14 protein-coding genes are annotated in these 12,491 nt (G+C 58.4%); 2 read left to right on the plus strand and 12 right to left on the minus strand.

Features of this window, described 5'->3' with window-relative positions; all coding sequences use genetic code 11:
- Nucleotides 1-2: 2 nt before the first annotated feature.
- The 5 genes from DTA24_RS26395 to dnaB all read right to left on the minus strand — a co-directional run bounded on the left by DTA24_RS26395 (nt 3) and on the right by dnaB (nt 5,353).
- On the minus strand, nt 3-419 hold the full coding sequence (locus DTA24_RS26395; protein ID WP_008807295.1) for a secondary thiamine-phosphate synthase enzyme YjbQ: 417 nt from the start codon (nt 417-419) through the stop codon (nt 3-5).
- A gap of 130 nt (nt 420-549) precedes the next feature.
- A complete protein-coding gene (gene aphA / locus DTA24_RS26400; RefSeq protein WP_008807296.1) occupies nt 550-1,263 on the minus strand; it encodes an acid phosphatase AphA in 714 nt (237 codons plus the stop codon).
- A 193-nt stretch (nt 1,264-1,456) separates the two neighbouring features.
- Complete coding sequence (tyrB, locus tag DTA24_RS26405) at nt 1,457-2,650, minus strand: aromatic amino acid transaminase (protein WP_008807297.1); 1,194 nt, start codon at nt 2,648-2,650, stop codon at nt 1,457-1,459.
- A gap of 176 nt (nt 2,651-2,826) precedes the next feature.
- On the minus strand, nt 2,827-3,906 hold the full coding sequence (gene alr / locus DTA24_RS26410; RefSeq protein WP_008807298.1) for an alanine racemase: 1,080 nt from the start codon (nt 3,904-3,906) through the stop codon (nt 2,827-2,829).
- Nucleotides 3,907-3,937: 31 nt separating this feature from the next.
- On the minus strand, nt 3,938-5,353 hold the full coding sequence (gene dnaB / locus DTA24_RS26415) for a replicative DNA helicase (protein ID WP_008807299.1): 1,416 nt from the start codon (nt 5,351-5,353) through the stop codon (nt 3,938-3,940).
- Nucleotides 5,354-5,522: 169 nt separating this feature from the next.
- Here dnaB and DTA24_RS26420 point away from each other — a divergent pair, with 169 nt between their 5' ends.
- The gene (locus DTA24_RS26420) at nt 5,523-6,506 is read left to right on the plus strand and encodes a quinone oxidoreductase (RefSeq protein ID WP_008807300.1); all 984 of its coding nucleotides are present in this window, start codon (nt 5,523-5,525) and stop codon (nt 6,504-6,506) included.
- A 181-nt stretch (nt 6,507-6,687) separates the two neighbouring features.
- On the opposite strand, the gene pspG is transcribed toward DTA24_RS26420, so the two are convergent.
- The 3 genes from pspG to DTA24_RS26435 all read right to left on the minus strand — a co-directional run bounded on the left by pspG (nt 6,688) and on the right by DTA24_RS26435 (nt 8,657).
- Nucleotides 6,688-6,930, minus strand: a complete 243-nt coding sequence (gene pspG / locus DTA24_RS26425) for an envelope stress response protein PspG (protein WP_012543188.1) — start codon at nt 6,928-6,930, stop codon at nt 6,688-6,690.
- Nucleotides 6,931-7,069: 139 nt separating this feature from the next.
- Nucleotides 7,070-8,068: a tRNA dihydrouridine(20/20a) synthase DusA gene (gene dusA, locus DTA24_RS26430; protein WP_100751362.1), complete on the minus strand. Its 999-nt coding sequence runs from the start codon at nt 8,066-8,068 to the stop codon at nt 7,070-7,072.
- Between the two features lie 100 nt (nt 8,069-8,168).
- Nucleotides 8,169-8,657 (minus strand): cupin domain-containing protein, encoded by a 489-nt coding sequence (locus DTA24_RS26435; protein ID WP_002884935.1) that lies wholly within the window; start codon nt 8,655-8,657, stop codon nt 8,169-8,171.
- Between the two features lie 249 nt (nt 8,658-8,906).
- Here DTA24_RS26435 and zur point away from each other — a divergent pair, with 249 nt between their 5' ends.
- Nucleotides 8,907-9,422 (plus strand): zinc uptake transcriptional repressor Zur, encoded by a 516-nt coding sequence (gene zur / locus DTA24_RS26440; protein WP_012543190.1) that lies wholly within the window; start codon nt 8,907-8,909, stop codon nt 9,420-9,422.
- A 95-nt stretch (nt 9,423-9,517) separates the two neighbouring features.
- Here the strand turns inward: zur and DTA24_RS26445 are convergent, their stop codons facing one another.
- The 4 genes from DTA24_RS26445 to DTA24_RS26460 form a co-directional block, all read right to left on the minus strand.
- Complete coding sequence (locus tag DTA24_RS26445; protein ID WP_004206293.1) at nt 9,518-9,727, minus strand: CsbD family protein; 210 nt, start codon at nt 9,725-9,727, stop codon at nt 9,518-9,520.
- Nucleotides 9,728-9,962: 235 nt separating this feature from the next.
- Complete coding sequence (dinF, locus tag DTA24_RS26450; RefSeq protein ID WP_008807305.1) at nt 9,963-11,279, minus strand: MATE family efflux transporter DinF; 1,317 nt, start codon at nt 11,277-11,279, stop codon at nt 9,963-9,965.
- A gap of 69 nt (nt 11,280-11,348) precedes the next feature.
- Nucleotides 11,349-11,957 (minus strand): transcriptional repressor LexA, encoded by a 609-nt coding sequence (gene lexA, locus DTA24_RS26455; protein ID WP_004206291.1) that lies wholly within the window; start codon nt 11,955-11,957, stop codon nt 11,349-11,351.
- A 122-nt stretch (nt 11,958-12,079) separates the two neighbouring features.
- A complete protein-coding gene (locus tag DTA24_RS26460) occupies nt 12,080-12,448 on the minus strand; it encodes a diacylglycerol kinase (RefSeq protein WP_008807306.1) in 369 nt (122 codons plus the stop codon).
- Nucleotides 12,449-12,491: the final 43 nt, after the last annotated feature.

Consider the following 12,491-nt stretch of genomic DNA (forward strand, 5'->3'; position numbering starts at 1 on the left):
TTTTATTCCCCCATGAGCGTCGCAACGATGTGCCGCGAACCGCCGTGTATCCGATGCTCCCCCAGCCAGATGCCCTGCCAGGTTCCCAGCCTGACGCGCCCGTCCTCGACCGGCAGCATCAGCGACACGCCAAGCATCGATGATTTGATGTGCGAAGGCATATCGTCAGGACCTTCATAATCATGTTCGTACGGCGCATTGTCCGGCACGGCGTTGAGAAAATACTGCTCCATGTCATAGCGGACGGTGGGATCGCAGTTTTCGTTGAGCGTCAGGGAAGCGGAAGTATGCTGGAGCAGGAGGTGCAGCAGGCCAACCTTCACCCCGGACAGCCCGCGAATCTGACCGAGGACCTCATCGGTGACCAGATGAAAACCGCGGGATTTTGGCCCAAGCGTCAGGGTTTGCTGATACCACATCATCGACTCCTTTTGCGAATGAATCCTTCTAAGTGTGCAGCAATACGTGAAAAGGTAAAACCTTCCACCCCTGATTTTGCATAAAAAAACGGCAGCGCTACCGCTGCCGTTTATCGCGTTCAGGCGATCGTCAGTATTCGGAATTGACGATCACTTCTTCGCCCAGCGCCCCGGCCATCGGCAGCGGCTTATAGGAGGAGTTGGCGGCCCGCAGCACGCGGATCCCACGGGCGCCGGCCTCACGGGCAGCGGTGATGTCGTTATCCGAATCGCCGTAGAAAACCTTTATCTGCTTCGCCTGCAGCCACTGGGTCTTGGTGTTCTGGCCAGGCTTATCACCGGCGAAAATCACCGGATTCATATTGGCGGCCGGAATGAGAAAATCATCCTGCAGGGTTTTAGAAACGGTTTCTGTTTTGGTCTGGCTGCGGCCGGTGACGAACCAAATGCTGTCCCCACGCTTCACATGCATCGCAATCAGCTGGCGCGCCACCTCTTTCGGCATGCTGAATTCATCCCAGCCGTTGTTCATTTTTTCCCAGAACTGCGGGTTTTTCAGGTAATCCTCACTGCCGGGGGAGAAAGTTTTTTGCCCGCGCCAGAAGCCCGGACTGGAGAAGAGGACGGTGTCATCGATATCAAAGCCGACGGCCATCGGCGGCCGCCCCAGCAGGCTGTTCTCGATTTGCGCCACCGAAACCCAGTGGATCGGCGCCTGCTCGGCCAGCTGGGCCACATTGGTGCCCACCCACAGCGGCTGTGGCGTAGAGGCGCGCGCCACAACGGCGCTGTTCAGCGTGAACAAAAGAGAAGCCGCCGCAAAGGCGAGAGTAAGTTTGCGCATATTTATCCCTAAATCTATCAATCATTATTATTTTTAATAATGTGCATGCTTAGCAACGCCCCGACCTTACCCGCCGATCGCGTGGATGAAAAGCCTTTTTCGCGTAGATGTCATAGAAAAAGAGGATGATCACAATCAGAGAGGAGGTTGCCGCTGCCCGTTGACCGGCAGCGGCAACCCACTGGAGAGCGGCTTACATCACCGCAGCAAAGGCTTTCGCCACCTGCTGAACATTACGTGAGTTTAACCCTGCCACGCACATACGACCGCTGGCAATCAGGTAGACGCCAAACTCGTCGCGCAGACGATCGACCTGCGCTGCGCTGAAGCCGGTGTAGCTGAACATCCCGCGCTGCTTAAGCAGGTAATCCACCTTGCTGCCCGGAGCAACCTGCTGCAGCGCGTCGACCAGCGCCTGGCGCATGGTCAGGATGTGCGCGCGCATGGCGTCCACTTCCGCCTGCCAGGTAGCTTTCAGAGCTGCATCGTTCAGCACCGTCGCCACCACCTGCGCGCCAAAGCTTGGCGGGCTGGAGTAGTTGCGGCGCACGGTGGCCTTCAGCTGACCCAGCACGCGGCCTGCAGTTTCGCTGTCTTCACAGACCACTGACAGGCCGCCGACACGCTCCCCGTACAGGGAGAAAATCTTGGAGAACGAGTTGCTGACCAGCATCGGCATCCCGGCGCTGGCGATGGCGCGAATGGCGTAAGCATCCTCTTCCAGCCCCCCGCCAAAGCCCTGGTAGGCGATGTCGAGGAAGGGGATCAGCTGACGCGCTTGTAATACCTCAACCACGCGGTCCCACTGGGCTGGCGTCAGGTCGGCGCCGGTCGGGTTGTGGCAGCAAGGGTGCAGCAGCACAATATCGCGCGCCGGCAGCGTTTGCAGCGTCGCCAGCAGGTCCTCAAAGCGCACGCCGTTGGTGGCTTTGTCAAACCAGGGGTAAGTACTTACTTCGAAGCCAGCCCCTTCAAAAATGGCGATGTGGTTTTCCCAGGTCGGATCGCTGACCCAGACATGAGACTCCGGAAAGTAGCGTTTGAGGAAGTCGGCCCCGACCTTCAGCGCGCCCGAACCGCCGACCGTCTGAATGGAGGCAATGCGGTTTTGCTTAAGCGCGGTATGCTCTGCGCCAAACAGCAGCGGCGCAATCGCCTGACGGTAGCCGCTCAACCCTTCCATCGGCAGATACAGCGAGGCGCCATGCGGCCCGGCGTTCAGGCGTGCTTCCGCTTCCGCCACCGCCTGCAGCTGCGGGATAATGCCGTCATCGTTGTAGTACAGCCCGATACTCAGGTTGACTTTGTCGCTTCGCGGATCTTCTTTGAAGCGTTCCATCAGAGAAAGAATAGGGTCGCCGGCGTAGGCGTCAACTTTTTGAAACACGCGATGTATCTCCAGGTTTACATAGGGCAGGTTCTTACACAATAAACCGGATATGACGGCAGGTCGAGAGGATGTTGAGGGGAAAATGACCGCGAGGTGGCATAAACCGCTTATTCGCTCGCGGCTGTGCCGATGGCGTACCGGATAACATCAGGGTTATCCGGTACGGCTGGTGCTTAGTCGAGGTATTTCATGGCGACGCGGGAGGTCAGTCGCGTAATAAGTTCGTAAGCACTCACTTTCGTTATCTCGGCGATGCGCTCTACCGGGAGCCCCTCTCCCCATAGCACTACCGCGTCGCCGGCTTTATCCTGGGCCTGCGGTCCGAGGTCAACGCAGATCATATCCATCGCTACCCGGCCGACAATCGGCACTTCCCGGCCATTGACCAGCACCGGCGTGCCCGACGGCGCGGCGCGCGGATAACCGTCGCCATAGCCCATCGCCACCACGCCGAGACGGGTATCGCGTTCGCTGATCCAGGTGCCGCCGTAGCCGACGGGCTCCCCTGCTTTATGCTCGCGCACCGCAATCAGGCTGGACGTCAGGGTCATCACCGGCTGGCAGCCAAAATCTTTCCCGGTGGAGCGATCGTCCAGCGGCGACACGCCATACAGGATAATCCCGGGGCGCACCCAGTCGTAATGCGATTGCGGCCACAGCAGAATGCCGCCCGAGGCGGCGATAGAGCGCAGCCCCGGTTTGCCTTCGGTAAAGGTGGTGAAGATATCCAGCTGGCGTTCGGTGGCGCCGCAGGTCGGCTCATCGGCGCGGGCGAAATGGCTCACCACGTTCACCGGCTGGCGGACGTTTTTACACTGGCTCAGACGCTGATAAAACGCCTCGGCTTCCTCCGGGCGCACCCCTAAGCGATGCATGCCGGTATCCAGCTTCATCCACACGGTTACCGGCTCGGGGAGATCGGCTTGCTCCAGCGCCGCCAGCTGTTCGGGGCTATGCACCGCCGTATGCAGGCGCTGGGCGGCGATCACCGCCAGGTCTTCCGCAGCAAAAAAGCCTTCCAGCAGGAGGATCGGCTGGGCGATGCCTCCTGCTCGCAGGCGCAGCGCCTCTTCCAGGCGGGCGACGCCAAAGGCGTCGGCGTCGGTCAGCGTTCGCGCGGTCTCAAGGAGGCCGTGTCCGTAGGCGTTCGCTTTCACCACCGCAACCAGTTTGCTGGCAGGCGCCAGGTCACGCAGACGTTGCAGGTTGTGTCGCAGAGCGCGGCGGTTGATAACTACAGTTGCCGCTTGCATTTGAATTCCTTAAAAAAAGACAGACAGAGGTTTACTCATCGTCATACTGAGGGCCGGCATAATTATCGAAACGCGACCACTGGCCGTTAAAGGTCAGTCGCACGGTGCCGATCGGGCCGTTACGTTGTTTACCAATGATAATTTCCGCGATGCCTTTAAGATCGCTGTTCTCGTGATAAACCTCATCACGGTAAATGAACATGATCAAGTCGGCATCCTGTTCAATGGATCCGGACTCACGCAGGTCGGAGTTGACCGGGCGTTTATCGGCGCGCTGTTCCAGCGAGCGGTTCAGCTGCGACAGCGCCACCACCGGCACCTGCAGCTCTTTCGCCAGCGCCTTCAGCGAGCGGGAGATTTCGGCGATCTCAAGGGTACGGTTGTCGGAGAGCGACGGCACGCGCATCAGCTGCAGGTAGTCGATCATGATAAGTCCGATGCCGCCGTGCTCACGGGCGATACGCCGCGCGCGGGAGCGCACTTCCGTCGGCGTCAAGCCGGAGGAGTCATCGATATAGATATTGCGTTTTTCCAGCAGGATGCCCATGGTGCCGGAGATCCGCGCCCAGTCTTCATCGTCCAGTTGACCGGTACGAATGCGGGTCTGATCGACGCGCGACAGCGAGGCCAGAGAACGCATCATGATCTGTTCCGAGGGCATCTCAAGACTGAAGATGAGTACCGGCTTATCCTGCAGCATTGCCGCGTTTTCCACGAGGTTCATCGCGAAGGTCGTTTTACCCATCGACGGACGGGCGGCGACGATAATCAGATCCGACGGCTGCAGGCCAGCGGTCTTTTTGTTGAGGTCGTCGTAGCCGGTATTCACCCCGGTGACACCGTCATGCGGCTGCTGGAACAGCTGTTCGATACGGGCGACGGTGGCATCAAGCACATCGGCGATGTTTTTCGGCCCTTCGTCTTTATTGGCCCGGCTTTCGGCGATTTTGAAAACCCGGGATTCGGCGAGATCGAGCAGATCTTCGCTGGTTCGCCCCTGCGGGTCGAAGCCGGCTTCGGCGATCTCGTTGGCCACCGAAATCATCTCGCGCACGACCGCGCGTTCGCGCACGATGTCAGCATAGGCGCTGATGTTCGCCGCGCTGGGCGTGTTTTTGGACAGTTCGGCCAGGTAGGCGAAGCCGCCGACGCTGTCCAGCTGCCCCTGACGCTCCAGCGACTCCGCAAGGGTGATCAGGTCAATCGGGCTACCTGACTCCTGCAGACGCGCCATCTCGGTAAAGATATGACGATGCGGACGAGTATAGAAATCTTCCGACACCACGCGTTCGGCGACGTCGTCCCAGCGCTCGTTATCCAGCATTAAACCGCCCAACACCGACTGCTCCGCTTCAATCGAGTGCGGCGGGACTTTCAGCCCGGCGAGCTGCGGATCGCGTTCGCGGGTTTCTGTCTGTGGTTTGTTGAAGGGTTTATTTCCTGCCATAGCCTAACATTTCACCGATACGGAAAAGAGCGTGACAGTATAGCGAGAAAGCCATTGCCGCTAAAGAACCCATTAAGCGTGGCAGGCCTGAGGCGGATAAGAAAATCCGTCACCGCCGCCGCAGGCTGTTAAGCTTACTGGATAATCTCAGAACAACACAGGAGCGAACATGGCAACACGCATCGAATTTTCAAAACACGGCGGGCCGGAGGTGCTTCAGGCGGTTGAGTTCACGCCCCGCGATCCTGCGGAACATGAAATTCAGGTCGAAAACAAAGCCATCGGTATCAACTATATCGACACCTATGTTCGTAGCGGCCTCTATCCGCCACCATCGCTGCCGAGCGGTCTGGGCACCGAGGCAGCCGGCGTCGTCAGTAAAGTTGGCCATGGGGTAACGCACATTAAGGTAGGCGATCGGGTGGTGTACGCGCAGTCGGCGCTCGGCGCCTACAGCACGGTACACAATGTGCTGGCCGACAAAGCCGCGGTCCTGCCGGACGCCATCTCTTTCGAACAGGCCGCGGCATCGTTCCTGAAAGGATTGACGGTGTGGTATCTGCTGCGCAAAACCTATGAAATTAAGCCTAATGAAGTATTCCTGTTTCACGCGGCCGCCGGCGGCGTGGGGCTGATTGCCTGTCAGTGGGCGAAAGCGCTGGGCGCGAAACTTATCGGCACCGTCGGCAGCGCGCAGAAAGCCCAGCGTGCCAAAGAGGCTGGCGCCTGGCAGGTGATTAACTATCGCGAAGAGCAAATCGTGGAGCGGCTCAAGGCGCTTACCGACGGTAAGAAAGTGGCCGTGGTCTACGACTCGGTGGGGAAAGATACCTGGGAAGCCTCTCTGGACTGCCTGCAGCGACGCGGCCTGATGGTCAGCTTTGGCAACTCCTCCGGCCCGGTGACCGGCGTCAATCTGGGGATCCTGAATCAGAAAGGTTCTCTGTACGTCACCCGCCCATCGCTGCAGGGCTATATCACCAACCGGGAAGAGCTGGCGGAAGCCTGCAGTGAACTGTTTTCACTGATCGCCAGTGGGGTAATCAAAGTGGACGTACCCGAGAGTCAGACCTATCCGCTGACCGAGGCCCGTCGGGCGCATGAAGTTCTGGAAAGCCGGGTAACTCAGGGGTCTAGTCTGCTGCTGCCGTAAGCGGACAAAGGGACAAAAGTTTAGGGCTTCCACCTGGGAAGCCCTTACTTTTTTTTAGTTCGGCTGTATGTAGGGTACAGCGCGATGAATTCGTTAACGCGCTAATAGTGACAGATTTGCTCAGTAATGCCTACGCGGTTGTCTGCAAAATTGTTCAGGTTGTGACAGACCCCTCAATACCTTAGTAACGCCAACGGTTATTGTCGCGAAAAGCGTTTCCGTTCGGGGATTTCAGCGCCCGAATAATCCACACCACCACCACGGCCAGCAGCAACCACGGCAGTAATTTGATCATCAAGGCGAACAAGCCGCCGACGAACATCAGCGCGGTAGCGACCACGATAGCCGCGATAATCCCCAGCAGCGATACGCCGGTCACCAACAGCATGACAAAAAATCCAATGACAAATAGCAGTTCCAGCATGGTTCTCTCCCCAACGAATGAATACTTCACTCTGCAGGTATTACAAAAAGCATGCCAAACATAAGCATTTGACTTTAAAAGAAAACGCCCCGCGTCAGTGCGCGAGGCGTGGTCAATTTCACCAGGTTTTCGTCAGAAATTAACGTTTATCGGCCACCAGCTTCAGCGCATGCTCCAGCACCGCAATATCGGCGCCGGCTTTATGCGCGTTCTCGCTCAGGTAGCGACGCCACTGGCGAGCGCCGGGGATCCCCTGAAACAGCCCCAGCATATGGCGGGTAATATGGCCCAGATAGGTGCCATTGCTGAGCTCGCGCTCAATATACGGGTACATGGCTCGCACCACCGCCACCGGATCGGCATCCGCGCCGGTGGTGCCGAAAATTTCGCGGTCGACCGAGGCCAGAATACCCGGGTTCTGATAGGCCTCACGCCCGACCATTACCCCATCCATATGTTCAAGCTGCAGTCTGGCTTCGTCCAGCGATTTGATCCCGCCATTAATCGCCATCGTCAGGTGAGGGAAGTCGCGCTTCAGCTGCCAGACACGGGGGTAATCCAGCGGCGGGATCTCGCGGTTCTCTTTTGGGCTCAGGCCGGAGAGCCAGGCTTTGCGGGCGTGAATAATAAACATCTCACACTCGCCCTTGCCGGAGACCGTCTCAATGAATTCGCATAGAAACTCATAGCTATCCTGATCGTCAATCCCGATACGGGTTTTCACCGTGACCGGAATCGACACCACATCGCGCATCGCCTTGATGCAGTCGGCCACCAGTGGCGCATTGCCCATCAGACAGGCGCCAAACATCCCGTTCTGCACGCGGTCGGAGGGGCAGCCGACGTTGAGATTGATCTCATCGTAGCCACGCGCTTCAGCCAGCTTCGCGCACTGCGCCAGGGCCTGCGGATCGCTGCCGCCGAGCTGCAGAGCAACCGGGTGCTCTTCTTCGCTATAGGCCAGATAGTCACCTTTGCCGTGAATAATCGCCCCCGTGGTCACCATTTCGGTATACAGCAGCGTATGCCGCGACAGCAGCCGCAGGAAGTAGCGGCAGTGTCGGTCAGTCCAGTCGAGCATCGGCGCGATGGAGAAGCGGTGAGCAGGGAAAACAGGTGACGTTGATTCAGGCATCATGGCGAATAAATAAGCATCCGGGTAAAAAGGGGCGCTACTATAGCACAAAGATAAACCACAGGCGCATAGTGCGCCGCGCTTCGCCCCTTCCCCGGGTCGATTACTTTTTCCGCGGCTTGCCGTCGTGTGGACCGAAGAATTGCGGCGGATGGTCAACCCAGCGATCCTGGCGCGTCGCGGCATAGCCTGGATTGAGCGGATAATAGATGCGGTTGTATTTCTTGTTGGCCTCGCCCACCACCAGCAGACGAACCTCCTGCTCGGTGTTATTGAGAAAAGTGTGGCAGATACCGGTACCCGCGGGAAAACCCACGCTGTCCCCTGGCTCCAGCTTCCAGAGATAGCCGTTTATCCACACTTCCGGATAGCCCTCCAGCACGTAGATGAACTCTTCCTCATCGCTCTCCGCGTGCGGGTACGAGGTGCGCCGCCCGGGCGGCAGTCGCTCGTGGTGGATCCCCAGCCGGTTGAGACGTAAACCGCGCCCCAGCGGCGCGCCAATCGAAAAACGCTCCGGGCTGTCGGGATAAGTGGCATCGTCGGGCCCTTCCAGTTCGCGCCAGTGGCGAATGCAATCAGGTCGTTTCATCGTTTTCTCCCGAAAATGAGACACTTCAGATATAGCATACCCAGGGTCATGCGTGTTGCGATTAAATCGGGCAGGACGGTTTTAGCGATCGACTAAGGCGTAGTCTGCACGAAAGTCAGCGGCCAGCACCCGGAACTGGCGCAGGTACCGACAATCTGAAGTATGACCCGTATCACCTGCCGGCTCTCGGTGTTTTCTGAGGAACGTGATAAAGTAACAGATTCAAATTCACACAACCCGAGGATGCTCATGGATAAGACCCCTTCGCAAGAGATGTTAGCGCATGCTGAAAAGCTATGCGCGCAGCGCGGCGTACGCCTGACCCCACAGCGTCTGGAGGTGTTGCGCCTGATGAGCCTGCAACAAGGGGCGATCAGCGCCTACGATCTGCTGGATCTCCTGCGTGACAAAGAGCCGCAGGCTAAACCGCCGACGGTTTACCGCGCGCTGGAGTTTTTACTCGAGCAGGGTTTTGTTCATAAGGTTGAATCGACCAACAGCTATGTGCTGTGCCATCTCTTTGACCAGCCGACCCATAGCTCAGCCATGTTTATCTGTGACCGCTGTGGCGTGGTGAAGGAAGAGGCGGCGGAAGGGGTGGAAGATATCATGCATACGTTAGCGGCCAGAATGGGCTTTGCCCTGCGCCACAACGTGATTGAAGCTCACGGCCTTTGTGCAGACTGCGTGGAAGTCGAAGCCTGCAGCACGCCGGGACACTGCCAGCACGACCATTCCATTCAGCTGAAAAAGAAAGCCCGCTGAGCGTCAGCCGCAGCGGGAAACAGGGTTAACGGCGCATCCTTACGCCATTCAGACAGGCACTAACACAAATGCTTTATTCTTTGAGCCACGGAACGCTACCAGCGGTAGTCGTTTTTATGCTCCCAGTCTGAGACTTCTTTCTCAGCCTGATCCTTCGCATAGCCGTACCGTTCCTGAATTTTACCGACCAGCTGATCGCGCTTACCTTCGATCACGGTCATATCATCATCGGTAAGTTTGCCCCACTGTTCCTTGGCTTTACCTTTCAACTGTTTCCAGTTACCGCCGATTTCGTCTTTATTCATGATAACGTCCTCATCATTCGGTGGGTTTACAGCCCGTTTTGTACCGGACATGGTATTAACTATAGATGAGAATGCTGGTACCGATTCGTTATTCGGAATTTTTAACCATCATACCGATGGGTAAGGCTGAGGCGATTTTCCCGGCTTGCGCTACGCTGAGCCGGGCTACTGAGTTGCCCCGGTAAGCGGCGCGCAACTGCGGGAATTCATAGATGGCCGTGATGAACGGCAATGACTAGCTAAACCAGGTGCCGTGTCGCCAGTGGCGACGCCAGATCAGCGCCAGAGACAGGCCGCGCAGGGCGAGGAACACCGCCAGCGCCAGCCACAGACCGTGGTTACCGAGCAGCGGGACCGAAAGCAGCGTTACAGCAAACCCCGCCGCGGCGACCGCCATGCTGTTCCGCATCTCCGCGCCGCGTGTGGCGCCGATAAACATGCCGTCCAGCAGATAGCACCAGACGCCCACCACCGGCAGGATGGCCTGCCAGATCAGATAGCGATCGGCCAGCTGCTGCAGAGAAGGCAGCGAGGTTAACAGGGCGATGATGTACTCCCCCGCCAGGCTATAAATCAGGGCAAACGCCAGCGCCACCATGCCAGACTGCCGGCAGGCCGCCCGCCAGACTTCCAGCAGCTGGCTGCCGTCGCGCGCGCCGTAGGCCTGGCCGGAGTGGGCCTCCACGGCATAGGCAAAACCATCCAGCGCATAGGCGGTAAAGGTCAGCATGGTCATCAGTACCGCATTGACGGCCACAATGTCGCTGCCCAGACGCGCGCCGTACACGGTCAGCGCGCCAAAGCACAGCTGTAGCAGCAGGGAACGCAGCATGATGTCCCGATTCAACGCCAGCAGACGGCGCAGATCCCCGCGCCAGGCGTTTTTCAGCATTGCCAGCGACACGCCGCGCAGCGTCAGCACCCGCTTCGCCATCATCAGGCCAATAATGAGAGTGGCATACTCCGCGGTGACCGTGGCCAGCGCCGCCCCCTGGACGTTCATCCGCAGGCCCATCACCAGCCACAGGTCGAGCACAATATTGAGCAGATTACCGACCACCAGCAGAATCACCGGCGCCCGGGCGTACTGGACTCCCAGCAGCCAGCCGAGCAGCACCAGATTGGCCAGCGAGGCGGGGGCGCTGAGCCAGCGGATTTCGAGAAACCGTCTCGCCTGCTCAAGCACCGCCTCACTGCCGCCGACAATATGCAGAGCGAGGTTAATCAGCGGCAGGCGAAACAGGATGATGAGAACCCCGGCGCCCAGCGCCAGAGCCAGCGGCTGCACCAGCGCCCGCGCCAGTCGCAGCGGATCTTTGGCACCCCAGGCCTGAGCGGTGAGCCCGGTGGTGCTCATGCGCAAAAACAGCAGCAGCATGAAGAGGAAACTGGTAGCCGTCGCCCCAACCGCGACGCCGCCGAGGTATACCGGGCTGTCAAGGTGGCCGATCACCGCGGTATCCACCAGCCCCAGCAGCGGGACGGTGATATTGGAGAAAATCATCGGGATCGCAAGGCGCCACAGCGCTTTATCGGCAGCGTTGAGCAGCATGTTCGGAGACCTGATTGAGGACAAACGTCGCAGCGTCATGCATCAGATGACGCTGCGCAGGGGCAGGCGCTACAGCCATTCTCCGTTACGGATCACGCCAACGGCCAGCCCCTCAATGGTAAAACTCTGCTGACGCAGATCGACAACGATAGGGGTAAATTCGCTGTTTTCCGGCAACAGTTCGACGACGTTACCCTGCTTTTTCAGGCGCTTCACCGTCACTTCGTCGTCAATGCGCGCTACCACCACCTGGCCGTTACGCACGTCCTGGGTTTTGTGGACCGCCAGCAGATCGCCATCAAGGATACCGATGTCTTTCATCGACATGCCGCTGACGCGCAGCAGGAAATCCGCGTTGGGTTTAAACATCGACGGGTCGACCTGATAGTGCCCCTCAATGTGCTGCTGCGCCAGCAGCGGCTCGCCGGCGGCGACGCGGCCGATCAGCGGCAGGCCATGTTCTTCTTCCGTCAGCAGGCGGATACCGCGAGAAGCACCGGAGACGATCTCGATCGCGCCTTTACGCGCCAGCGCTTTCAGGTGTTCTTCCGCCGCGTTTGGGGAACGGAACCCCAAGCGCTGAGCAATTTCCGCACGCGTCGGCGGCATGCCCGTCTGGCTGATATGATCCCGAATGAGATCAAACACCTCTTGCTGCCTGGTCGTTAACGCTTTCATTCCGCCCCCTGGGTGTATATACAGTTATGCTGTGAGTATATACAGCTACCGGTGATTTTGGAACCACATGGCACACAAAAATCGGCAGATTGTTTATATTTTGCGAGGCTTAGCGAAGAACGTTAGTGATAATGGCTCCACAGCAGCGTTCCCCAGGTGATCAGCGCGATGATAATCGCCAGCAGGACCGCCGCCGACCCCATGTCTTTGGCGCGCCCTGAAAGCTCATGATATTCCGAGCCAATACGGTCCACGACCGCCTCAATCGCGCTGTTGAGAATTTCGACTATCATCACTAGCAGGACCGACCCAATCAGCAATACGCGGGTGATGGCGTCGACGTCCAGCCAGCAGGCTATCGCGACGGCCACGATGGCGGCGATACCTTCCTGACGAAACGCGGCCTCGTTGATCCACGCTGCGCGAAATCCTTTCCAGGAGTAACCTGCCGCCTTAATGATTCGGGTTAACCCGGTGGTATTATTGGCCATCACAAAACCTTTTTACGTAAATGACGTCGATGAGTGTACGCGT

This window comes from Klebsiella sp. P1CD1 (genome assembly GCF_003790505.1).
Lineage (GTDB): Bacteria > Pseudomonadota > Gammaproteobacteria > Enterobacterales > Enterobacteriaceae > Klebsiella > Klebsiella variicola.